This window comes from Streptomyces sp. 35G-GA-8, assembly GCF_023534745.1.
GTDB lineage: Bacteria > Actinomycetota > Actinomycetes > Streptomycetales > Streptomycetaceae > Streptomyces.
On sequence record NZ_JAMHJQ010000001.1, the window covers coordinates 699,575 to 724,994 of the forward strand.

At 67.1% G+C, this 25,420-nt stretch carries 9 protein-coding genes; 3 read left to right on the plus strand and 6 right to left on the minus strand.

Annotated features, from left to right (window positions below; genetic code table 11):
- The first annotated feature begins 23 nt into the window (after nt 1-23).
- Nucleotides 24-1,634, plus strand: a complete 1,611-nt coding sequence (locus M1203_RS02970) for an alkaline phosphatase (protein WP_249947861.1) — start codon at nt 24-26, stop codon at nt 1,632-1,634.
- Nucleotides 1,635-1,829: 195 nt separating this feature from the next.
- The gene (locus M1203_RS02975; protein ID WP_249947862.1) at nt 1,830-3,359 is read left to right on the plus strand and encodes a UDP-N-acetylglucosamine 1-carboxyvinyltransferase; all 1,530 of its coding nucleotides are present in this window, start codon (nt 1,830-1,832) and stop codon (nt 3,357-3,359) included.
- 625 nt (nt 3,360-3,984) lie between these two features.
- On the opposite strand, the gene M1203_RS02980 is transcribed toward M1203_RS02975, so the two are convergent.
- Both M1203_RS02980 and M1203_RS38990 read right to left on the minus strand, forming a co-directional pair.
- Complete coding sequence (locus M1203_RS02980; RefSeq protein WP_249947863.1) at nt 3,985-4,782, minus strand: hypothetical protein; 798 nt, start codon at nt 4,780-4,782, stop codon at nt 3,985-3,987.
- Nucleotides 4,783-5,122: 340 nt separating this feature from the next.
- On the minus strand, nt 5,123-6,535 hold the full coding sequence (locus M1203_RS38990) for a HEPN domain-containing protein (RefSeq protein ID WP_249947864.1): 1,413 nt from the start codon (nt 6,533-6,535) through the stop codon (nt 5,123-5,125).
- A 153-nt stretch (nt 6,536-6,688) separates the two neighbouring features.
- Here M1203_RS38990 and M1203_RS02990 point away from each other — a divergent pair, with 153 nt between their 5' ends.
- Nucleotides 6,689-7,762, plus strand: coding sequence for a restriction endonuclease (locus M1203_RS02990; protein ID WP_249947865.1), 1,074 nt, complete (start codon nt 6,689-6,691; stop codon nt 7,760-7,762).
- Between the two features lie 31 nt (nt 7,763-7,793).
- Here the strand turns inward: M1203_RS02990 and M1203_RS02995 are convergent, their stop codons facing one another.
- Genes M1203_RS02995 through M1203_RS03010 form a run of 4 tightly spaced genes read right to left on the minus strand, consistent with a single transcriptional unit; the run spans nt 7,794 to nt 25,382 of the window.
- On the minus strand, nt 7,794-10,100 hold the full coding sequence (locus M1203_RS02995; RefSeq protein WP_249947866.1) for a UvrD-helicase domain-containing protein: 2,307 nt from the start codon (nt 10,098-10,100) through the stop codon (nt 7,794-7,796).
- The gene (locus M1203_RS03000; protein WP_249947867.1) at nt 10,097-16,837 is read right to left on the minus strand and encodes a DEAD/DEAH box helicase; all 6,741 of its coding nucleotides are present in this window, start codon (nt 16,835-16,837) and stop codon (nt 10,097-10,099) included. Before M1203_RS03000 ends, M1203_RS02995 begins: the two co-directional genes overlap by 4 nt.
- Nucleotides 16,834-22,329, minus strand: a complete 5,496-nt coding sequence (locus M1203_RS03005) for a hypothetical protein (protein ID WP_249947868.1) — start codon at nt 22,327-22,329, stop codon at nt 16,834-16,836. Before M1203_RS03005 ends, M1203_RS03000 begins: the two co-directional genes overlap by 4 nt.
- Nucleotides 22,326-25,382: a DEAD/DEAH box helicase gene (locus tag M1203_RS03010; RefSeq protein WP_249947869.1), complete on the minus strand. Its 3,057-nt coding sequence runs from the start codon at nt 25,380-25,382 to the stop codon at nt 22,326-22,328. The genes M1203_RS03005 and M1203_RS03010 overlap by 4 nt, the downstream gene beginning before the upstream one ends.
- Nucleotides 25,383-25,420 lie beyond the last annotated feature (38 nt).

The window sequence follows — 25,420 nt, forward strand, 5'->3', positions numbered from 1 at the left end:
CACGACGGAACGGACCAGCATCCATGCCACTGAACAGTGGGATCGACAGATCCAGAGGGTTGGGGCGACGCGCGATGCTCGGCGCCTCGGGAACGCTCGCGTTGGCGTTCGCCGCCGGCAACCTGTCGGCCGGCCGGGCCGCGGCCGCCGAGCGATTCACTGAGGACCCCTTCACCCTGGGGGTCGCGTCCGGCGACCCCTGGCCGGACGGATTCGTCCTGTGGACCCGCCTCGCGCCTCACCCCCTCGCCCCCGATGGCAACGGCGGCATGCCGCCCCTCCCGGTCACGGTCCTGTGGGAGGTCGCCGAGGACGAACGCTTCCGGCGTGTCGTACGCCGGGGACGGACCAAGGCGGTGGCGGAGCTCGCCCACTCGGTCCATGTCGAACTGACGGGCCTTCAGTCCGGTCGGCAGTACTACTACCGGTTCAGCGCGGGCGGTGTGATCAGCCCCGTCGGCCGCACCCGTACCGCGCCCTCGCCGCACAGCCGGCCCAGGGAGCTGAACTTCGCCTTCGTCTCCTGCCAGGCGTGGTTCGAGGGCTTCTACACCGCCTATCGCCATCTCGCGCAGGAGGACATCGATCTCATCCTGCATCTCGGCGACTACATCTACGAGAACCCCATCGACGCGATGGGCGGGGTGCGTCAGGTCCCCGTCGCCGCCGAGCTGCGCCCCGAGCCGATGGACCTCGCCCAGTACCGCAACCGGCACGCGCTGCACCGCTTCGACCCGGATCTGATCGCCGCCCACCAGGCCCATCCGTTCGCCGTCGTCTGGGACGACCACGAGGTGGAGGACAACTGGGCGGGCGACCACTCCAAGCTCGACAACGAGCCCGACCAGGACCCCGCGGTCTTCCGCCAGCGCGCCGCGGCCGCGTTCCAGGCGTACTACGAACACCTGCCGCTGCGCCTGCCCAACAAGCCGAGGGGCTTCGAGGCCCGGCTGTACCGCAAGCTGGGCTACGGGCGGATGGCCTCGTTCCATATCCTTGACACCCGGCTGTTCCGTGACGACCAGCCCTGCGGTGACGGTACGAAGAGCGGCTGCGACGAGCGCCTCGACCCCGACCGCACCATCCTCGGCGCCGAGCAGGAGAGCTGGCTCTACAACAGCCTCGGCCGCTCCGGGACGACCTGGAACTTCATCCCCCAGCAGATCCCGATGAACCAGGTCGACACCGACCCCGGCCCCGGCCAGTCGTTCGTGATGGACTTCTGGGACGGATACGCGTCCTCGCGGCAGCGGCTGTTCGACCAGATCGCCGCGCGTCGGGTGAGCAACCCGGTGGTGCTCACCGGCGACATGCACCGCCATCTCGCCGCCAACCTCAAGCGGAACTTCGACGATCCCGACTCCGACACGGTCGGCGTCGAATTCGTCGGCACCTCCATCTCCACCAAGATGGACGGCATGGACCTGGACCCCTCGGGGGCGAGCCTGCTCGCGGCCAACTCGCATATCGAGTTCACCAACTACCAGCGCGGCTATGTCCGCTGCACGGCCACCCGGGAGTTCTGCCGGGCCGACTTCAAGGTGCTCCCCTACGTCACCCGGCCCGGTGCGCCCGTGTCGACCCGTATCTCCTATCTCACCGAGGCGGGACGGCCGGGGCTGCAGCGCGCCTGATGGTACGTCAGCCGCCCTGACCCGTACGGCGGCGCTACGGTTGCCGGGGCGGCCCCGGGCTCCCACCATCGGAGCGTGGGTGGCCGCCCTCGGACCGTTCCACGGAGCACCGCCCCCGGAGACTCCCCGGGTGGCTGTCACCCGGGGAGCGCACCCCAACAGGCGCTTATCTCACACCTGAGATAATCTTCCCCTATGGCAGACGACTACCTCGAACGCATCGGCAAGCTCATCCGTGACGCGCGTCAGCATCGTGGCTGGACGCAGAGCCAGCTTGCCGAAGCTCTGGCCACCAGCCAGAGCGCCGTGAACCGCATCGAGCGCGGTAACCAGAACATCAGCCTTGAGATGATCGCGCGCATCGGTGAGGCGCTCGACAGTGAGATCGTGTCCCTCGGCTATGCCGGGCCCATGCATCTGCGGGTGGTCGGCGGACGCCGGCTCTCCGGCTCCATCGACGTCAAGACGAGCAAGAACGCGTGCGTGGCACTGCTCTGCGGCTCTCTGCTCAACAAGGGGCGCACGGTGCTGCGCCGGGTCGCGCGCATCGAGGAGGTGTTCCGGCTCCTGGAGGTGCTCAACTCCATCGGCGTACGGACCCGCTGGATCAACGACGGCGTGGACCTGGAGATCGTGCCGCCCGCCGAGCTGGACATGGAGGCGATCGACGCGGAGGCGGCCCGCCGCACCCGCTCCATCATCATGTTCCTCGGCCCGCTGCTGCACCGGATGGACACCTTCCGGCTGCCGTACGCGGGCGGCTGCGACCTCGGTACGCGCACGATCGAGCCGCATATGATCGCGCTGCGCCGGTTCGGTCTGGACATCGCCGCGACCGAGGGCCTCTACCACGCCCAGGTGGACCACACGATCTCGCCGGACCGCCCGATCGTACTGACCGAGCGCGGTGACACCGTCACCGAGAACGCCCTGCTGGCCGCCGCCCGCCATGACGGCACCACCGTCATCCGCAACGCCTCGTCGAACTACATGGTCCAGGACCTGTGCTTCTTCCTCGAAGCGCTGGGCGTCCGGGTCGACGGCATCGGCTCGACCACCCTGACCGTGCACGGAGTGCCGTCCATCGATGTGGACGTCGACTACTCCCCCTCCGAGGACCCGGTAGAGGCGATGAGCCTGATCGCCGCCGCCGTGGTCACCGAGTCCCAGCTGACGATCCGCCGGGTCCCGATCGAGTTCCTGGAGATCGAGCTCGCGGTGCTGGAGGAGATGGGGCTCGACCACGACCGCACCACCGAGTACTCCGCCGACAACGGCCGTACGCGGCTGGTGGATCTGACGGTACGGCCGTCCAAGCTGGAAGCGCCGATCGACAAGATCCACCCGATGCCGTTCCCCGGGCTGAACATCGACAATGTGCCGTTCTTCGCGGCCATCGCGGCGGTGGCCCAGGGCCAGACCCTGATCCACGACTGGGTCTACGACAACCGCGCCATCTACCTCACGGACCTCAACCGCCTCGGCGGCCGGCTCCAACTCCTCGACCCCCACCGCGTCCTGGTCGAGGGCCCGACCCGCTGGCGCGCGGCCGAGATGATGTGCCCGCCGGCGCTGCGGCCGGCCGTGGTCGTGCTGTTGGCGATGATGGCGGCGGAGGGTACGTCCGTACTCCGCAATGTCTATGTCATCAACCGAGGTTACGAGGACCTTGCGGAGCGTCTGAACTCGGTGGGCGCGCAGATCGAGATCTTCCGGGACATCTGATCCGGCGCAATGTCGTGCCCCTTGGAGGCAAGGGGCACGACACCTCAACATGCCAGCTGACCTGCAAGTACTCACCTTCACAACCCTTCATTGATCACTGTTGTTTTTCAGCGCCTTGTGCAACGCACGTGCAAGATGATCTTGAATGGTTGACGGTGCGTCAGATATGTCTGAGTACCCGTCAGCCTTTGCGGAGAGTTGTCGTCGAAGTGGCCTAGCAACGTCCGAGGAGCGGCGGTGACGGCGGCGTCCCACGTCCCCGTCGGTGACCGGCAAGCGCGGTTCGTGTTGATGCAGTCGCCGCCCACGAAGTATCGGCCCATGTTCAATCCGCACCTGTACCCGTTGGTCGCGGCGATCCGTGCGGCTCGGCCGGACGTCGGTGCAGCCGTCCCCGCGCGGCAGCCCGCCAGGCGTCCTGCTGAGGCGGGCCGGACGCCTACCCCGACATAGCCACGGCCCCGATCTGCGGGTTCCGGCGATTGATCGCCTACACCACCTGGCGGGACCATCTCCAAGGTGGACGGTCATCGTCTGCTGACGTTCGAGGCCTCGGGACTTGGCTGCGGCCATGGGCAAGCACCTGAACCAAGCGGGCCTCAGAAGGTGAACACCGGCGATACGGCTATTCCAGGTCCCAAACGGCGCTGAAGAGGGCCAGCTCAAGCACGTCTGGGGCTGCGGGCCAGTCGATCGACGCGGCCGCGAGTCGCTCGTTGGCGGCGTACATCCACCGGAGGTAGACGTCGTAACGGTGGGAGCTCCAGCCGCTGTCGCGCCAGATCCACTTGGCGATCGCCTCGGACCACTCGTAGCCAACCGCACGTCCAACCTTCGTGGCGTGCCTGCGCAGGACCCCGGCGAGCACGCTGTCGAGGATCAGGGGACGCGGGCCCTTCACGTCTGGCAGCGCCTGGCCCGCGAAGTAAAGGAATTTGGTGAGGAACGCCGGCCCGAGGCCATCGAGAGTGTGCAGCACCTCGTAGGCTGCGACCGCGCCCTCGTCGACGAGCAGGGACACCGCCTCGGTGAGGACGGCCTCAGCGCTGGGCTGGGCGAGCACCTGACGAGTGCGGTACGGGCCGTAGCCCGTAACACCGTAGCCCCACACCTGCGTGGCCACGAACGCCTCTGCCCAGCTCTCGGACTGCTCCGCGGCCCGGACCGCGGCCACGACTTCGGCTCGGCTCACCGAGGCCGAATCGGCCGCCGCCCGGTCGGCGAAGGCGGTGGGCCAGGGTGTTACGGCCATCCAGGTGGATGGCGCGTACGGGATGGTGTGAGGGCCACTTCCGTTCGCGTACCGCTGGCCGCGCTCCGGGTCGGCTAGCCACTGCCCCAGTGACTCCACCGCGCTTATCGGCAGCAGCAGTTCGAGCATCGTCTCATCGAGCTTGTCCGCCTGCCTCTGGCCGTACCTCATGACTATCGTCGCCCCCCATCTCCTCATGTGACGCGTCATAGTGGCATGTAGCGGTGACTGAGGCGCCACGCCGACCCTCGACTGCTGGCTTTGCACCGCTTCCCGCTACTGCGGTCACCAGGGTCGGGTCTGCTGCAAGGTTGGGTGACAGGTTTGACCTGCCCCATGTCTCGGGTTCCAATTCTGGTGGCTACCTGACAGCCCTTCGCGGAAGGCTGGCAGTCATGCCTCGCCCCTATCCTCAAGAGTTCCGGGCGCGTGCCATCGCACTGGTCCGCGCCGGAAAGCAGGCCAAGCAGACTGCCGCGAGGCCGTAACCGTAGGGGCACACTGACTGCCCCTACGTGGCTCGAAGCAGCTGTGCATCCGAGGGCAGCAGGGCAGGAGAAGCCGCGTCGAAGAACGCGCGCAACGGCTTCATCACCACGGCAGCGCGGGCGGTGTCTGCCAGCAAGGTCTTGTCCAACTCCAGCGGCAGATCCAGCCCGGTCGGCACTGTGGTGACCAGCCAACGCAGCATGACGCCGTGCGCGACGCGGCGCAGCATCTCCAGCTCCTTCGCATCGATGTCACGCGTGTCGTCTCCGTGGGCGTACTTCGAGCGGCGCGTGTACGCCCTGCCAACCACCTCGGCGACCTCAAGGCGCAGCGGATCGGTCATCCACAAAGCCGCGGCCCGCTGCTTCACCTTGCGGCTGAGATCGGTTTGCCCTTCGTCCGCCAGAAGCGCTTCCATGGCGATCACGTAGTGCAGCGTGACCTCGTCTGCGTCCTCCTCCCACACGAAATCATTGCCGTAGGTGCGGTGGGCGGCCCGCAGGAGGTGCTCGGCGGCGCGCTGCAGGCGCCGTGCCCGAGTCTTGGCTTTCTTGTTCCTCCCGTCGGCGCCCTCGAGCACCGCGCCGATCAAGCCGTCGACGGCCGCGCAGAAAACGCCGAGCCGGGAAATGTCCCGACCCGTCAGCCGCCACAGCCCCGTCTCTCGCCGTTCGTACTCGATCTCCTGGCCGTCGCCGGCGGAATAGATGTCCGGGACCACCGGCACAGAGCCGGCGTACAGATCCGCGCACCGTCTCGGCTCGACGATGAACCAGGCATTCATCCTGATGACATCATCGCTCCACAGCAGCATGGGCAGTAGCGGACGCCAGTGGTGGAGTTCGGGACATGACGGCATCTCCAGAAGTGGAAACCGGTGACCGCTGAGCAGGGGCCGATCCGGGACCACCCGCCGAAGAAACGGAGCGCCCTTGAGGACGGACACGTTCTGCCAGCTGGCAGGAGCTGACGGCATCACGGCGTACATGGGCGGCAGCAGCTGCTTCGTCTCCTCATCCGAAAGCGCTTCCAGCACATACTCGCCGATCTCAATCCGCGTGCCAGCTGGGATCTCCCCGTCGAGAAGCAGCCAGTCCTCCGAGGAAGGCAGCGAGGCACGACAGAACCTACCGAACTCCGCCACCGCCCGGTCCAGATCGACGTCCTGGCCGCGCGCGACGGCATCGGCGATGAGCCCCAACCCACTCAGCCCCAACAGCATCTCGTTACGAAGACGATGATCCTTGGAATAGAGATCGGGACGCCGTTCCTCAGGCGCAAGCGCAACGACACTGGCGGTGACCCGTGACCAGCTGGCAAGAGCACTCAGCGGCCGCCAATCCCCCACGTACGATCCAGCCGACCCGGGCGCGCGTACGTCGGCGAACCAAGCCATCAACTCAGCCGCGAAGGGCTGCAGTTCATCAGAGTCCACACACTCAAGCGTATCGATTTGCTGGGTAGGGCTGCGGCGGTGCGAGAGCGACCGAGTGGATCACAGGCCCTAAGTTGATCGTTGAGGAGCAGTTGCTTCGGCAGTGCATTGGTCGGTGAGATGATCGCCTTCGGCTGTGTGACCAGCTCGTAGATGGGGGCGGCAACAATGCTCAAGGACTCGTCGTTGCGTGGCTACTTACTCGAAGAGTCGCTGGCCTGGCTGCTGCGCTGCAGCGGCTACCGGCTTCTCGTCCACGAAGATCAGGATCCGGTGGAGTTGGTGACGGAGGGCCAGACTCTACGGGTCCGAGGGCGGGGCGCGCTCCACCAGGTCGACGTTCTCGGAGAGTTCGCCTTCACCCCGGCGTTCTCCATGCCGGTGCGGCTGTTTCTGGAAGCCAAGTACTACCAGACACGCTGCGAGTTGGAGGTCGTCCGGAACGCCCACGGTGTTGTGCACGACGTGAACGAGAACTTCATGACGGGCACCGGGACGCGGCCCCGGCAGCGGTACAAGTACTCGTACGCGTTGTTCTCCGCGAGTGGGTTCACCGCCGACGCCCAGAAGTACGCGCTCGCCCACCAGATCTCTCTCGTGGATCTGTCGGGTGCCTCCTTCGCCTGGCTGCTTGGCCACATCGGAGCTACGGCGACGAGTCTGTGCACGGCGCAGCAGCATCTGCCGAAGTCGGCCCCGTTCCCGCTGAATTGGATGCGCTCCGAGCTGCGGAAGGCGCTGGGGACATCCCCGCTGGAGCTGCCACCCGTTTCCATCCCCGAGGGGAAGTTCAAGCAGGCCGGCGGCACCGTGATTGAGGACTTCGCCACGGTGCTCCGGCAGCACAGCGACGCGGAGCTGCTCCTCGGTTTCCCAGCCGCACCATTCATCCTGCCGCTCGCCGCCGATGATCACCGAGGGTTCCTGGAGTACGCGGAGGCCAAGCCCGACCATACGGTGCGGATCAGGCGACGGGGCGTGGGAGCCACGGCGGAATGGACGCTCTCACCCGCAGACGCGGTCGGCGCCTATGAACTGGCCTTCAAGCTTCCAGAGCACATCGAGGAGTGGATCAGCGGCATCGGGGAGAAGGAGCGCCACCGCACCGCGGAGGTCAAGAAGCAATTCCTGTCGGCGATCACGCTCTACCGCATGAACGGAACGGGCGTACGCGCTTACCAGCTGCGCTATGAGGCAAGTTCTCTGTCCCGGACTGGGGCCCCGTAGGTACTCCGGCCCGGGAGTGCCATACAGCGTGTCAGATCGGCAGGTACGGGCTGGGCTTGTCGTGCCAGCTGATGTTCAAGGCGTCGCGGGCCCGGGTCGTGGCGACGAACAGCAGGGAGCGAGCCTTGCGCTGCTCGCGTTCGTAGCGAGGCGGGTCTTCGGTGCGGTAGCGCTCGATGACGCTGGTGCGCGGGATGATGCCGTCGCTGGCGCCGACGATGGCGAGGCGCTGGTACTCGAGTCCCTTGAAGCGGTGCATGGTGCCGACGTGAACTTCGCCGTCGCCCTTGGGGCCGTCCTTCGTTAGTTCGGCGCAGGTGATGCCCGCCTTGGTAGCCAGGTAATACATGGTCTGGCTGACCATGTCGCGGTCGGCCACGCACACGGCGATGCGGCCGCTGGGGTCGAGGGAGGCGCCCTTTTCGTCGGTGGAGAGTTCCTCGCGCCACGTGCTCAAGGTCGTGGCGAGTCCGGCGAGTTCGTCGTCCCAGGTGTCGTACCGATTGAAGTCGGGCTTGGGACCGTGGAGGACGGAACGGTATCCGGCGAGCGTGTCGGTGCCGTCGTCGAGGTCGTCGTACGTGACCTTCTCGTTCTTGCTCTTGGGGTCAACGACGCGGAGGGCCTCGGCGAGGATCTCCTTCGTCGTGCGGTAGCTCAGGGTCAGCCGTGAGGCACGGCCTCGGATGTTGACGCCGAGGGCGCCGAGAGCGACCTGGTGGTCGTAGATGCGCTGGTGGGTGTCGCCCGCGACGAACATGTCGTTGGGCTGGTCAGGGTCGGCCATGGCCCGCAGCATCTTCCAGTGCGCGGGGCGCAGGTCCTGGGCCTCGTCGACGACAATGTGCCGGTAGCGGTATCCGATGTAGCGCATGCCGGAGCTGTCATCGCGGTGGATGAGGTCCTTGCCACCGATCTCTTCCTTGTACTCGCGGCGGGCCCTGATCTTCGCGGCGCGCTCGATCTCGAAGCGGGCGGCGCGTTCGGCGGCCTGGCCCCACGTCTCGACGCCGAGCTTGTCGAGGCGGGCGGTGAACTGCTCGATGAGCTTCCAGATGTGGTTGCGCTCAGGGCGGGTCAGCGCGCGGCCCCGGCCGGCGCGCCGGGCCTTGAAGTAGTCGGAGCGGGTGGGGACCGACTGGCCGAGGATCACCTGCTCCCACTCCTCGAGGAGGAACTCCGGCTCCCAGCGTCGGTCGTCGAGTTCGGCCAGCAGTTGGCGCATCTCGTTCAAGGCCACGTGGTCGTAGACGCGCTGCTTGCCACGTCCGGGGGCGGTGTTCTCGCCCAGGACGCGAGCGGCGAGCTGGTCGATGTGGGCGATGTCGACGCGGGCCAGCAGCTCCGGTTCAACGAGGGAGGCGAGCCGCAGGCGCAGGTCGGTAGTGAGGTTCTTGGTGAAGGTGGTCAGCAGGATCGGCTTGTTGTGCCCGGGGGGCAGCTGCTCAGCGAGGTGCTTGACCCGGTGCAGGGCGACGATCGTCTTGCCGGTGCCGGGACCGCCGGAGACGCGGGCAGGGCCGTTGTAGTGGCGGTGGACGATGCGTTCTTGCGTGGGGTGGAGGAAGACCTTCCACGCGCGGAAGTCGCCTTCCTCGATGACTGCGCGGACTGCGTCGTCGACTGTGGTGACCTTGGTACGGGAGAACGCTGTAGCGAAGTCGTCGGGGTCGGGCTGCTGGTCGAGTTTGACCGGTGCGGTGATCTCATTGCGGACTTCGTCGATGTCCATCCCGGCGGCGAGGCCGTACAGGATGTCCTTCGACAACAGCGGGGCGCTCTCGACGAGTTGGTCGAGCTCAGCGCTGGTGGTCACCGTAAGCGCCAGGTCGATCAGCTGCTCGGCGACGCCGAGACCCTGCAGTTGCCCTGCGTCGTACGCGGAGAGCAGCGCCGGCGCCGCAGGCTCGGGCTCAGGGACAGTCTCGGGCTTGGAGGCCTGCTCCTCCGGCTCGGCCGGAGTGAGGGTGATGCCGACCCTGCGGAGAGCGCTGTCGCCGACGACGGCGAGGTCGACGAACTCGATCTCGCCGGTGACGCGGTTGACAGCGACCTGAAGCTCTTCGTAGACGTCCTTGCGGTGCCGGACGGCGATGACCAGCCAGCTCTCGGCGCCGTCTGCGTCGACACCGGTGGGGGTGAGCAGGGCCCGATAGTCCTGGTTGACGCGAGCCGACCAGATACGGGAGTCGCCCTTGAGCTTCTTCTTCCTGAGACCCGGGAGATCGGGGTTGTTCCGGAAGTTGTGGCAGAAGTCGTAGAACTGGGCCTTGACCGAGCGGTCGAGCTTGTACAGCTCCTGTTCGGCTTTGCGGTACAGGCTGAGCCGGGCGGTCATCGGAGCGTGCCTTCTTCCGTGTCGGGGAGCTGGTCGAGCAGTTCGTCGAGGTGGGCGAGCCATTCGGCGGCGGTACGCACGGCCCAGCCATCCTCGGCATACGCGGCGTCGCGGCGCTGGGCCTCGGGATCGTCGTCACCCTGGTGGGCGGAGACAACGGCGATCTTGAGGGCGGAGGTGTGCCAGGCGAAGTCGGCCTGCCAGCGGCTGGTGCCCAGTTCGTAGCCGAAGACGGGTGCCTGCTTGCCGCGGTCGGCAAGTGTCTCGGCGAGGCGGAGCAAGTCCGGTGCCTCGTCGGTGTCTTCGCGCAGGATCTCCAGGATGTCCTCGTCCCAGACGGCGTCGCGGAGCGCCTGGGCAACGGCGGCTTCAGCGGCCGAGTGGTGCCCGGGGTCCGGGTCGACGGGCTTAACCACGGCCGCGGGAGCCTCGGACACAACAGGGGCGAGGGCGCCGATCAGCGAGTCGAGTTCGCCGAGCCCGCCGCAGACCGCGAGGACTTCAACCTCGAAGTCCGCGGCCTTGCTGGTGGCGAGCTGGACGCCGTCACCGCCGGCCAGAGACAGGAACTGGGTGAGGTTGGTCCAATACAGCCAGGACCGCCAGCGTTCCTTGTGCTCATCCGTGTCCAGCACGGCTTCGGAGTCGTCGAGCACGGCGAGCGCGGTCCACTTCAGGGCCTCGGGGTCGGCGGCGTCCAGGGCGAACACGATCGGCAGCCCGGTCTCGTCCTGCGTGCGGAAGACATGGACGGGCCCGATGCCGGCGGCATCCGCTACGACCGGCTTGTCGTGGCGCTCGGTGGCGGAGAAGGTGGCCAGTTGGCCGCGCAGGGCTGCCACGAGTTCGCTGCGGCGTCCGGCCGCGGCAACCGGGGCCGTGCCTGGCTGGGCCGTCAGCCCGGTGACCAGAGCGCGGGCCCGGCGGGCCCAGCGGTCGGCATCCGGATCACGCAGGTAGGCGATCAAGGTGTCGATGGGGTTGGCGAAGACAGCATCGGCGAAGTGGGCGCGCTGGCCGCCGTACTGCTCGTACGCGGTCTTAGCCTGTTCCTGAGCCGTGCCCCGGTACGGCGGCCATACGGGCTGTGTACGGGTGGGGCGCTTCTCGAAGAGATCGATGTCCGCCCAGGTGATCTGGAAGACGGTCTCTCCTTCGGCTCGCAGGAGAGTGCGCTTCGCCGCGTCGGTGGCGATCTGGTTGTGCTCGCGGCTCGCGTGGAAGCGGAAGCCCTCGAGGTAGACCTTGACGCTCTGGGTCGGCCCGTCGATGCGCATGAAGGTGAAGTCGGTGACAGTGCCTCGGAGTTGCTGCTGCGCAGTCAGCCGCCAGTGCATGACCCCGGGACCGTTGGTGAAGCGCAGATGCCCGCTCGCATGACCGTCTTCGTCAAGGGAGGCGTCGTCGGTGACCTTCACCCAGTCGCGCAGGGCCGCCAGGAAGCGGGCTTCCAGGTCGGATTCGACCTGGGCATCCAGGCCGACCAGTCCGGTGTGGTCGACCTCGCTCCACTCCCAGCCGTCCGAGCCGTCCTGCTTGAACAGCAGGGACTCCAGCATCGTCAGCGCGGCCTGACGCGAGACGATGTCCTGGAACGGCTCCGGGGTGTAGCGGTGCAGGCAACGGTGGCAGGCCCGGCGCTGCTCCTCGGCGCACGGGCACTCCTTGAGCATCTCGTACGCCTTGGCCAGGGTGTCGCGGAACGCGATCGGGTCGGTCAGCCGGTCCAGGTAGCCGGTGCCACCGGGCAGCGAGTCGAAGAGCACGAGGAACCAGCGGCGCTCGCCGCTCTCGTTGTCCGGCATGGAGGCGACGGTGGTGGCCAGGTGCTGAGGGTCGCCGCCGAAGTGAAGGTCCACGCCGAGGCGAAGTGCGGCCCTGAACGAGTGCACCTTGGAATCGACGTCTGCGGTGGCGGCGGGGATGAGGACCCGCAGGGCTTCGGTCTCCAACTTGTGGGCGAGCAGGACCGGTTCCTGCCGGACGCCGTCCTTCTTTCCGCGCCGCAGCGGGCACCATGGACGGTGGTGCTTGAGTGCTCCACTGCGGACGGCGAGGGAGTCGAGTGCGTCGGTGTCGTGGTCGAAGACCGGCTGGCCGTCCGCGGTGGCCGCGCCGCAGGCCGTGCACACGTGGAACGGGTTCAGGCGCACGCGGTGGCCGGCGAAGTCGTCACGGTTCGGGGCGTCGTAGCGGACGGGTCCGACGTTGATCCGGCGGATCATCGCCTTGCGGCAGTAGTCGACGCCGAACGTCTGGCTGTCGTGCCGCCAGGAGCCCGGCTCAATGGTCTCCACCGGGATGTCGACCGCGTCCACGACCGTGTAGAAGCGGCGGTCCCGGTCATCCTTGTCGTCGCGGATCTGGGCGTCTTCCCGTTTGTCCCGCGAGGTCACGGTTGCTGGTTCGACGATCTGGAACAGACAAGAGCCGTCGTCCGCGATGTGACTGGTCTTGCAGCGCGGGCACGGTGACCGGTCCTCGGCGGCGTCCTCGGTACGCACATATCCGCAGCCCGGGCATACCCGCCAGGTGCGCCACTCCTGCCGTCCGCCGGTGGAGATCTCCAGACCGGTGATCTGATGCTTGTGGCCGTTGACGTAGAAGGTGTTGCCCGGCGCCATCTCCTCCAGGGCGATACGCCGTGGCCTCTCGTAGGAGTCGGTGGTGGAGGTGTACTTCACCTGCCCGGTCTTGGCGTCCACCCCGTCCTCGCCGTAAAGCGTCGCCGACAGAACGGTCGTGGAGTCGATCAGCGCGTAGTTGGGCAGCAGTCCCAGATCACACAGCGCGGTCTGGGCCGATGTCTCGCCCAGGTTCATCAGGCGGCGGCCAACTCCACGTCGTTCGGCGTCCAGTTCGGCCTTCTGCCGTGCCTGGTCCGGATCGGAGTCGTGTAGTTCCTCGTGGGCATCGTCGATCTCACGCAGCCGGGCCCGCAGCGCTCGCTGGCCGCGGAACCACTCCCGTTCGGCCTCCTCGACCCTGGAGCGCAGGTCGTGGGTGGCGTACGCGCGCAGATCGGCCTTGGCCTGGTCGTTGACACCGGAGGGGAACAACTCCATGAACCCCTTCGCCAGCTCCTCCCCCTGGGCGATGGCCAGCTCCACCAGGTCAACCAGGTAGCCCGAAGGCCCGAACAGACGAGGCGCCTTGTGCGGCAGCGCGCGCAGCACGATGCCGTCCGCACGCACCAGCCGTCCGGCGGCCGCGAGGTCCAGCAAGTGCGCCAGATATTGGCGGCGCAGGATCTCGATGGCTGACAGATGGCAGCCCGGGGGCACGATCGTGCCCGCGATCAGATCCTTGGGCCGCTCCAGGAAGTACAGGTCGCGGCGCCGTCGGTCGGGGATGGTCAGCAAGAACGCATTGCCCGTACGGCGTCCCGCTCGCCCGACCTGTTGGGCGTAGCTGGCAGGGCGACGCGGCAGAGCGGCAAGCACGACCGCCGAGAGGTCACCGATGTCGATGCCCATCTCCAGTGTCGGGGTGCACGACAGGACGTTGGGGTCCTTGAAGCCCTCGCGGCGCTTGAAGGCCTTCTCCACATTCTCCCGCTCCGGACGGGAGAGCATCCCGGTGTGCTCAGCGGTGACCACCTGATAGGTGCCCGCCTTGCGGTACAGACGACGGTAGTAGTCGTCGGTGTAGTCGCGGTCGCGGTGGTGCGCGCCCAGGCCCTCGGGCCGGTCGCCGGCCACCAGGCGGCCGTTGCGGCAGCGGTAAGAGGGGCACGGCTGCTCGTGCCACTGGTCAAGCAGGGACGGGTGGACCGTCTGCTCCCAGAAACACACCGGGCAGCGCACGTAGGCGTGACGTACCTGCTCGTCGTCCAGCAGCTGGGCCTCGATGTTGCCCGGCTTCAAGCCGTACACCCGTACCGAGGTATCAGTCGGAGTACGGACCGAGAGCAGGCCGAGCGAGGCCAGCTCTGGCAGCAGCCGATTCCAGAACTCCGGCGCCATCTCGCGCGGGAGACCGAGGCAGCGCCCTGCCCACCGCTCGTACCAGGACAACCGCCCGGTCGCGAAGTCGAACTCGCTGCCGTTCTTGGGCTGGCTGAGCAGGAACACCGGGGCCGCGACGCGCTTGGGGAAAGCCCGCATGCCTGGCGCCCGCTTGCCCCAGATGAAGTACCGGCTGGTACCCGCCTCGTCCACGTACTTACTCAGCCACTTGTGGGCCACCGCACCCCGGGTGCGCAGCCGCTCCAAGAAGATCCGTACGAACGCCAGATAGCGTGCGTCGTGCTGAGCGATCAGCGGGACACCGTCGCGCACGCACTCCTCGTGGATCCGCTTGACGAGGGCTACGACGGCCGCCGCATCGTCGATACGAACTTGCGCAGCAGCGGTCCTGGTCAGCTCCAGGGTGCGGCCATTGCGCGATCGGAAGCCGAACTCCATCAGCGCTTCGAACGCGAGACGCTGCCCGATAAGACGCCACACTGGCAGACTCCCGCCACGACCCTCGCCGGACAGCAGCCGATCAACTCCCTTGTACCCGTGCAGATCCGGCGGCACCACCGCAGCCAGAGTGTCCTTATCCGTGGTGGCCTCGACCACGCCCGCGATCAGGTCATTGAGCGGCGTCGGCTGGTCGTGCCTGAGGTGCTTGGCCAGCAGGGCGCGCAGCGAGAAGGTGTACGAACGGTTGGCGACGAACCCGGCCCGGTGCGCGGCATCCTGCACCGAGTCGTTGAACATCAGCGTCTTGTCCTCGTGCAGCTTCTTGTCGAGCTCCCCGCCCGTGAACAGCTGCGTGATCGACGCCGCGGCCATCGCGGCCGACCCGGTTCCCAGGTAGCGGATGGCGTTGCGCTCGCCGCACGCCGCACACCAGTCTTCCCTGGCTGCGGTGTTCGCCACCGTGCCCCCGAAGTTGACCAGTACGAACGCCGAGTCGCGGGCGGTCAGCCGCGGCTCCTTGGTGTCCTTGTCGTAGTCGTTGAGCGGATCGGGTAGCCGCAGCCGCTTGCGCGCGCCGTCCAGCACCATGAGCAAACCGCCCGAGCCCTGCGATGCCGCGCTCGTACCCCTACCGCCGGCCGTCATGGGCGCTGCTCCGGAGCCCTCGCGCGCCTCCCGTTCGGTCGCCGCGATCAGGTTCCGTACCCGAGCTTTGTCCTGACCGAGGGAGGCGCGACGGATCTTGAAGGTGTCGAACTGGACGTCGTGGTCATCGCTCTCCGGCGAGAACACCGCCCAGCCCGACCGCCCACAGTCCCGGCAGTAGATGGCTGGCAGGAACAGGTTGGCGCTCTGCCCCGACGTCGCGGTCGTCACCGGCGCCGTTCGGCCGCCGTCCGTGGCGCTGGCGTCTGCCATGCCGGCCGCGTCCCAGCGGAACTCGGCCTTTGGCCAAGGCAGTACGCCACGCAGCAGCCGGGAGACGGACCGGGCCCACTGGTGCACCTCGACGTGTACGAACGGACGCGGCTCTCCCGGAGGCGACTTGGGGTCGCGTGCGTACGACAGCAGAGCTACGAACCGGGCGAGCGCCTCGGCCGCCTTCTCCGGCTGCCGGGCCACGGCCTCCGCCCAACCGGCCGCGCCTGCACGCCACATGACGTCCAGTACTTCGGGGCTGGTCTTCACTTCGCCGTCCAACGCCTGCATCACCGCTCGGGTGAACAGATGCCGTTTCAGGTTCTCGCCCAGCAGGAACGGATCCGGATCGGAGACCGTGGTCACTGCTTTGATGAGGTCGAGCATCGCCTCCTCTCCAGAAGCGGGATCGGGCAGAGCCAGCAGCTCGTCAGGGGTGGGAAGCCCCTGCATCTTCACGTCCGTCAGCGGGATGAACTCCTCCACCGACAGCCGGTTCTCCCCGACGATGGACTCCGCCGTGAACTCCGTACCGAAGACGTCGCTCGCCACCTCCAGCAGGCGCGTCACCCCGTCTTTGTCTGTTCCTGATGCGAGCGTCGCCGAGGTCGCCACCGGGCAGATGCGTCCCAGCGGGCGTCCCTTCTCGGACATGCCCACCGCGGACGCGAGCCGTCGAAGGAGCATCGCCACGTCGGTGCCCTGCGCACCGTCGTACGTGTGGAACTCATCCACCACCACATACCGGATGTCCGCCTCCCGCCACAGCGGGGCATCGTCCTCACGCTGCAGCAGCAGGTCCAGCATCTTGTAGTTGGTGATCAGGATGTCCGGCGGCGACAGCTGCATGTCCGAACGCCGCGTACGCACCTTCTCGTACTGCGTTGCCGCCCGGTCCCCGATGTACAGCCCCGCCCAGAGCTTGCCGAGCGCCTCGTCGTTCTGCGTGAGCAGGTCGTTGATGCGCTGCGCCTGGTCGGTCGCGAGGGCGTTCATCGGATACAGGAACACCGCTTTGACGCCGGTCTTCCCCGCCTCCCGCTCCCGACGGCAGTGATCGAGCACCGGGTAGAGGAACGATTCCGTCTTGCCCGAGCCCGTCCCAGTAGTGACGAGGGTTGGCTCCGGCGTGTGCCCGTTCGCGGACGTCAGCCGCTCGAACGCAACCGCCTGGTGCGCGTACGGCGTGAACCCCTCGCGCTGCCATTCCAGGTGTTGGCGCCACCCGTCGTCGGCCGCCGTGAACGGAGTACGGATCCGCAGGTACGGCCCGCGGAACATCCCTGTTGTCTCGTCTCCGAGGAACCGGTGCAGTGCCTCCCGCGCACCCTCGTCCGTCAACGCGTACGTTGTCGACAGATACTGCAACAGGCTCTCCTTGAGCCCCCGCGCCTCAAGCGTCGGCCTCACGGCTTCGGCACCTCCTGCTTGACCGGGTCCCACTCACCGTTGGCGATCGCATCGTCGAGCCGCTTCTGGAAGACGGCGTGCGCCTCGCGCATCTCCACCTCGCGGTCCGCCTTGTGGAAGGGCACCGTGTAACCGTCGGGAATGGGGGCGCTGTCTGGAGCAGCTCGGTACGCCTCGAACTGCGCCCACGTCTCCTTCGTCTGCCGCTGCCCGATCGTGCGCGCGTTGCCCGCGAGCTTCCAACCGTCGGCGTCGAACCAGGTCACGGCCTCGTACTTCTGGAGGACGGGGAAACGGCCCCGGTACGCAGCAATGAGCGCGTCGGAATCCATGCCGAGCCAGACCGCGACCAGGGCGTCCATCTCGACTAGGGCGGATCGGCGGGCCCGCTCGCTGCGGAGGGGCGTTTCTGGGCGCCAGTCCGGGGTCACGTCGTCCAGGCGCTGGAGGCCGGGCCAGTCGCGGACCCAGTGTTCGTGGTCCGGCCAGGAGGGGTCGTACAGGTCAGACCAGAGGTCGGCGTAGGCGCGGGTTAGGCAGTTCAGACGGAGGGTCCGGAGCAGGAGGGCCGAGGCCAAGGGGTGGTCTGGGGTGGGGGCGGGCATGGCCTTGGCTACCTGAGGATGGAGATTGCTGCGCCCAGTGGCGCGAAGAAAATAATCAAGAGGAAGCGAAGCGAAGAATCCCGCCGCCAAAGCCGTGTGGTTCGGTTCGGACATTGCGAGGCTATAGATGCCTCCAATGTGAGCAGTACCGGGCGGGATGATAGCTGCATACAATGCCCGTTCCGTATTGGGGGCGATCTGCAGACGCCAAGCGAGCCGGTGAAAAGTGGCAAACCTCCGGCGCGCCCTCTCCACCAGCACGGCATCGATTTTCTCCGGAGCCACCTGCTCCTCAGGGATGCGGTCCACACGCGCGATATGCCGCCGCGCGCGAGTAATCGCCCTTTCGCTCGCCCTCAGCCGTGCGAGCACCCGATGATCAACCCACCGGTCCTGCTCAGCTAGATACGCGTGGCTTCTGCCTACCGCACGCACATACGCCGTGTCGGGTACGAAGTCCGGCGAGAGGGCGACGAGATCGACACCGTAGGGATCGTTGCTGTTGGCGTCGTGACGCTTGAACACCGGAGTGGCGACACTCAGTTGGGTGCCTTTAAGAATCACATGGCGCCAACGGTCCGGCTGAAACTCCTGGCCCGTGGTGGGGTCGGGGCGGTTGTAGTCGATCAGGTCGTCCCTCTTGGCACCGCTCTCGTGGTATCCCGGCGAAATCCGCGGAGCCTGGCCAAGCCGCAGTGGATAGTCCGCCAGAGCCTCGATCGCCGAGGCTTCCCCCGTACTGACGGGAAACAGCAGACGGGCCTCCTCGACAGGCCTGTCGGCCTCGTCCAGCAGACGTTGCCAGACGGAGAGCAGCTCAGTGTCCACTCGGACGACGCGGGCTCGGTGTGGCCGCTCGTCGAACTCACCGTTGCGGTACCGGATCCCTGGCACCTCTCCCGAGCCGTCGTGCTGGGCGGAGTGCCGCAGCGCGTCCGTAGAGACGAGCCAGGACAGATGATCGAAGCAGATCTCCGCAGGCCGCCCATAGATATGCACGCCAAAGTGAGCTGTGTGGCCAACTGGTTCGGGGAAGAACCGCTGTCCGGCGTTGACAAAGTCGCCGTGGATACGAAGTCGGCAGTACGCGGACTCCCGGAGGCTCCCCTCCTTGTCTCCCGTGAAGTGCGTATCCGGGTGCACCATCCCGGCAGTCCCGTCCGCCGAAGTATGCGCCCAGACTTGGGACATGAACGCTCGGTACAGATCCGGCTGGGTTCCCGTGAGCAGCGGGTACATTTGCGGGGAGCCGAACACCGAGACCTGCGCGCTGGTGTTCGTCAGTTCGCCGAGCACGTATCGACGAGCGGCCGGGGACTCCAGAACCACCCGCCGCCGACGCTCCTTCTCTGCCGTGGACGCCTTGGCCTCCAACTCGAACCACGGCTCGTGCTCCGCGAGTACACCTGATTCGTTCCAACGCGGCCGCACCCACGGCGGGTTACCCACCTGTAGGTCGAAGCCGCCGTGTCGCGCAAAGACAAGGGCGAACTCCAGCTCCCAATGTAGGAAGCCCTGTTCTTCCCCGATGTCGCGTACCGCCCGAAGCCACGGAAACCGGTCCTCCGGGTTGTCGATGTCCATCCCCATGAACCCGGGAAGCGTCTCTTCGAAGCTCTTCAGTTCATCGAGGCTCTTCAAACTGTCCATGAGGGTGCCCTCGGGCACATCGGCCGTGCCCAGCATCGCTTCCAAGAACTCCAACCAGTCGTCGAGATCCTTGAGAGGGACGATCGGCCGCCGTACCGGTGTCTTAGTCTTGACCGGGCCCTTCTTCGCCGCCTTCGGCGCGACCCGGCGTACTTCCACGACCACGTCGTCGTCCGCGGACAGTTCGAGATCTTCGAAGGAGGTCTGCTCAGGCCCCAGCGAGAACAGAGCTGTCGCCTCGACGAATCGCGGCGCGGGCGTCGGTGCGGCAACGATCGCCGGGGCGGGAGCGGCCTCGGTCCCAGGCTGCTCTCCGGTCAGCGGCACTCCGCCGAGCACCTCGCTGAGGCCGTCCGCGTCGCTGACCACAGTCCGGGCTGCGTACTCACCGTCGGTCCCGTCCAGCAGCCCAGCCTTCTCGACCGGCCAGAACCACAGGGCGCACCAAGCATCCATGACCTTCTTGAGTCGCCAGTACGGAGTGTCGACGGCGTTGAAGAGGTCCTCCAGGACCTTTTCCTTCGGCACAGCCTGATCAGGGTGCTGGAGGAAGGCGTACTCGGGATCCGTCGGATCGGCCTGCCAAAGGTCGATCCGACGCGCAATCTCCTTCTCGGAGAGTTCCATGCGCTTGACCACGGCCGCCCACAGGAACTCGACCCGCCGGGCGGCATCCCGCAGCTTCGTGAACTGCGAGGATGCTTCCGGCTTCGGCTGCTTGGTCTTGGGATTGAGCTTGAGACTGCCGTCCGCATTGAGGTGCGCGGTGCTGCGCTTGGGGCGCTGGAGGATCCCCTTCTTCCAGGCGGCGAGTTGCTCAACGCCTTCCTGGGCAAGCTCCTTGGCTTCCTTCGAGCCCGCGACCGCGGCCCAGCCAGGGCTCGGCAACAGAAACTGGTGCACCGCGTCGTCGGGCAGCAGCTGCGGTTCGCCATCCTTGAGGAAAGGCAGCGGAGTTGGTGCCAGAGCACCCTTCGCCTTCAGCCAGGCCTTGTCCTTGCCCGCTACATCATCGCCCGCGTACACCGCGCGGCGCCCGCCGATAAGCGAGTTACCGCGGCGCAGATGCAACCCGAACCACGGCGCGCGCATGCCTGGGTGCATCGTGTTGAGCCACAGCGATACCTCAGCCAGCTCGACACCCGTCGCGTTGAGGTCGACCCCGTAAGCGTTGTGCAGGGCGATGTACGCCTTGACCTTCTGCTTCTCGGTGATCGCTTGGGCCGCGGGCATGGTGATGCCGAGTTCGTCCTGGCGACGGCGCAGGTATTCATCGGCGACCTGGTTGATGGCCTCGTTGAGGAACGCGCCCGAGCCGAGCGCCGGCTCGCAGATCTTGTACTTCAGCAGCTCCGACGCCCGAGTCTTGATGGCACCACCGTGCTCGTCGCGCTCTTGGTCGAGGCGGTTCTTGAGGGTGAGCTCGACGGTGACCTTGGTCAGCGACTCGGGGGTGTAGTACGAGGCCGAGGTTTCCCGGTCGCGGCCGGCGAGCCGGTAGACGAACGAGCCTTTCTCATACTTCTTGGCACCGCGCAGACCCTTGCGAGCATCGTCCTCGCCGTACTGGACGAGGGTCTTGTCGGGGTACTGGTCCTGCTTGTGCGAGGGGATGAGCCAGGAACCCTGCTCCGGGTCACCGCCTCGGGCCACCTCGCACAGCTCCTCCTTGGCGATGATGCCGGTGTAGGACATCAACCCCTCGTAGACAGCACCGAGTTGGTTGATGCCGAGGTTGCGGTAGGAGATGAAGCCGCCGCGTTCGCCGCGCTTGCCCTTCTTCATGGTGAGCAGCCGCAGCACCTCGTGGAGGGCTTCGTTGCGCAGACACAGGTCGAGCCAGCGGGGATCGTTGTCCTCGTCGCTGCGCGGGTCCAGGACGCCGGTGCCGATGAGGCGGATGGCGGTCGGCTCGAAGAGTTCGCTGCGCAGGGCCTCGAAGCGCAGGCCGCGGTCCTCGCTTCGGCGGGCCTCCTTGGCCTTGCGAGTCTCCTCATCGTCGCCGGGCTGGTCATCGTCGGGCTCGGTGCCGTACGCGCGGTGGCCGAAGTTGACCTTGTTGAACAGGACGTCGAGGGACTGGAAGAGGTGGAAGCCGTTCTTGGCCTCCTCCTCGACGAGTTCCTCGTCGCGCTCGACGAGTTCGCGCAGGCGGGCCATGGAGTAACCGGCCTCGTACGACCCGTCGTCGGCGGGGAGGATGCCTAGTTCGGGGCGGGCCTCCGCGTACAGCAGGAACAGGACGCGGTAGAGGTAGCGCAGCGCTTCGCGGGTGAGCTCGCGCGCGAAGGGGATCTTGGGGCTTTCGATTTCTGCCGGGGTGACGTCGTTCTTCGGGTCGGCCATCCGGTGCAGGACTTCGTTGGCGATGATCTCGACCGAGCGCTGCAGGCCGTAGCGCAGTTCGCCGGAGACTCCGGCCGCGTTGTCACCAGAGGCCTTGAGCAGGGCGTCGATCGCGCGGCTGGTGTCGTTCTCGCCGGGGCGGAGCATGTCCAGGCTGAACAGGGCAGCGATGGCAGCGAGTTCGCCCTGCTGGGCGCGGTCGTTGCGTTCCAGGGCGGCGTCGAGGTTCGCCGCGAGATATCGGCCCTCGTTCCAGGCCTGGCGGTCGGCGAGCAGGATGACGCCGCCGCACAGCAGCAGGACGAAGCGGGGGTGCGGGCCGCCGGCCTCGCCGAGTTCACTCTGAAAGAGCCAAGAGGCCAGGGCCGCGCCCGTCTCGTACGACTCGCTCGCACTGACCCGCACGGACGACAGGAGCCGTCCGGCACGGTTGGGGTCGAGGGCGTCGTCGTTGGCCGCGGTCCAGCCGCAGTCCAGGGCGACGATGCCATGGCCGTGGTAGGCGACGGGCAGGGTGTGGTCGCGGCCTGCGCGGTGCACGGTGAGCTCGGCTGGGGAGGTGTCGTAGCCGAGGGCCCACAGGACCATCTGGTGCCACTTCGCAAGCCGCTTGGTCCACTCGGGGTTGTTGTGCGTGTTGAGGCGGGCTTCGTCCTCGGCGTCGGCCTGGGTGGTCTTGACGAAGTAACCGCGCAGTTCCTCGGCAAGGTAGGGGGTGCGCAGGGTGCGCAGCAGCTCGCGCGGGGTCTTGCGCGGGTCGTTCTCGTCGCCCTCGCGCTGCGACCAGGTGGCGAACAGGCCCTTCTTGAGGTCGGTGCCGAGCTGGTCGGCGAAGTAGTGCGCGGACAGGTATTCGCCACGGTTGGCGAAGGAGTCGAAGTCGGTGCTCATCGTTCGTTGCCTCCTTCGGTGGCGGTGTGCGGTTCGAGGACGGCCAGCAGGCGCAACATCGGTTCGCCCGCCGTCTCCAGGGACTTGACCAGCTTCAGCTGCCGCTTGGCCGTGCGGTCGAGCTCCGCTTCCTTCGGGCGGGCACTGGCGAAGAGGGCGTCCTGCCGCCAGTCGGTGACCTTCTTGCGATAGGGAGCAAGGGTCTCTTCGATCTGCTCGCGGTACGCGCCTTCAAGGAGGGCCAGTTGTCGCTGTGCGGCATCGATGGCGTCAGGCACGAGCGCGTTGAGGCCCGGCAGGTCGCGGGGCGTGGCGCGGCCGGGCATGTTCGGGCCCACGCCGTAGCTCTCCAGTACATCGGCGGTCAGCGCTGTGACATGCGGGCTGTCGGGAAGGCCGGAGACGGCCATCCATTCGACGATGGTGGGCTTGCCCAACGCATTGGAGTAGATGCCCTGGACCAGGAAGGTCGGGCTGTCCACGGTGGCGGCGAGCACCGGGGCCTTGTGACGCCCGATCTCGACGAGCACCTTGTCCGTGAGCCAGTCCAGGACCGGGTGGACGTCGGTGACGTACGAGACGTTCGGCCACTGGGACGCGGTAGTCTCCCTCGCCGCCTTCAGGCGTGCGCCGGCGAGGTCCTTGGAGAAGGTGATGCGCATGCGTCCCGGCTCGGTCTTGCGCGGCAGGATCTGCTGTTCGTCCAGGTACGACTTGGGCAGTGCCTTGAACCGGTACAGCAGGTCCCGTGGTGGCTCGAAGGCGATGGTGCCGTCGTCGTCGCGCCGCAACGACAGCATGTCCTCGGGATTGGGACGGGAGATCTGCCGCAGTGCCTCGTCGAAGTAGTCCGCGGTGGACCGGAAGAGCTTCGGTACGACGGCGCGGGCCACTTCGGGGTGTTCGTGGACTGCGCCCACCTGGCCGAGCAGCCCGGTGAGGAAGGCGGCCCCGCCCTGCTGGGACTGCTTGATGGACTCCTCGACGGTACGGCCGGCGATCAGGTCCTGGGTGAGGCGGTTCTCTTCCTCCTTGGCCCGATACAGGCCGGTGACCGCCTCGGCCGAGCCCTCGATCTTGTGGGCCTCCTCCTCACGCCTGAGGAGCTTCTCGCCTACCAGCCGGTCATCCAGGGTCCGCGGCTGTCCGGTCGACTCGTCCATGCGCCACGGGATGTCACTGGTGAGGATCAGCGCGCGGAACTCAGGCCGGTGTTCCTGCCCGTACCGGTCGATACGGCCGTTGCGCTGCTCGATGCGGATCAGGGACCACGGCAGGTCGTAGTGGATCAGCAGATGGCACTGCTGATGCAGGTTGACGCCCTCGGAAGCGACGTCGCCGGTGAACAGGATGCGCACCGGGTCGTCGCGCAGCCCGAACTTCTCGACGATGTCCTGCTGTTCCTGATCCGTGCTGGCCTCGCCGTGCATGACCTGTACGGCTCCGCCGTATCCCAGCCAGGGCTTCTTCTCGTCCGGGCTGGCGGTGTGCCGGAAGCCGAGTGCGGCCGGGACGGTCTCCGCCAGCCACTTCAGGGTGGGGATGCTCTCGGAGAACACGACCACTCGGGTGTCGGAGCCCGTGCCGACGCCCAGCTCTCGCAGCTCGGCCAGCAGCGCTGCCCTCTTCGCCGAGTCCTGGTCCTCGATCTGCTCGGCGAGGTGCTGCAGGTCGGTCAGGGCCGCCCGCTCGATCTTCCGTGCCGCTTCGCGTACCGCCGGGTCCTCCGGCCGCTTCCGTGTCTTCGAACCGTTGTCGGGCTTGTCGGGCGGCGGGTTGTCGAGGTTTCCCATGCGGGTCTTGATGGTCGCCAGCAGCGCCTTGTGCGAGGAGAGGAACGACTTCAGCAATCGGTATGGGACGAGCTGATGACGACTCGCCGACGGCGTCGCCGGGTCGGCCGGGATCCAGCGCGTGGCCAATTCCTCAAGGACCGCGCGTTCCTTCTCGGTGGCCGGGGCGTGGAGGGGCAAAGACGGGCCGCGGTCCGCCCAGGTCCCCTTGAGGGACTCGCGGACTTCGGCTGAGGTCTTGGTGCGCCGGATATAGAGGTGCGCGAGATCCTTCACTTCGTACTGGGACGGATTGGCGATCGCGGCCTCATCCAGCATCCTGACCAGCTCGGCGAAGGAGGTAGCGTCGCCATTGTGCGGGGTGGCGGAGGCCAGCACGAGCGCGTCGGTCTTGCGTGCCAGCAGACGGGCGAGCGTGTTGTTCTTCGTGCCGCGGTTGACGAGGTTGTGGGACTCGTCGATGACGACGGCGTCCCAGTCGGTGTTGTCCAGGTGGTGGGCGTACACGTCGCTCTTCAAGGTGTCCACGGAGATGATCGCGCGCTTGAAGTACGCGAACGGGTTCCGCCCCGCGGGGATGTCCTGCTGCACCCGCTGAATACCGGTCGAGTCCAGCCGCACCAACGGGATCGCGAACCGGGTCCACAGCTCGCGCTGGAACTGCTCCAGTACGTGCTGCGGCGTCACCACCAGGATCCGCTCGCCGCGCCCCCGCCGGATCAGCTCTGCCAGCAGCACCCCGATCTCCAGGGTCTTACCGAGACCCACCACGTCCGCGATCAGGATCCGCGGCTGCGGGTTCTTCATGGACAGCGCCAGCTCCGCCGGACGCAGCTGGTGGACCTGCTGGTCCATGAGGAAGTTGTCCGCCAGCGCCAGGCCGTGCTCGGTCTGCGGCAGGAACGTCTTCCGCATGATCGCCTCAAGGAACAGACGGGATCTGCGATGGTTCGGAGAATCGTCAGCCACCAGCTCGGTCTCGCGCGGGTCGAGCTCCTGAACGACATCCAGCCGGTCGTAGAAGGTGGCGTCGATCCCGCGTACGAACGAGGAGATGCCGGTGACCTCAACCATCCATCCGTCACGGTCGGTGGCCGTGCAGTTGCGCACCAGCCACAGATCGTCTCGGATCAGGACCTGTGCACCCGCCGCGTATCCGCCAGTGTCAGTCGGCTGCTTCGCTGACGAGGCTTCGTCCGGCTCCAGGGCGCCCCTCGCCGTATCGCTCTGCCCGCCCACGGCTCCCGCCTCGACGCTCACGTCCGCTCCGATTCCTCACCCACGGTGCGCCTCGCACC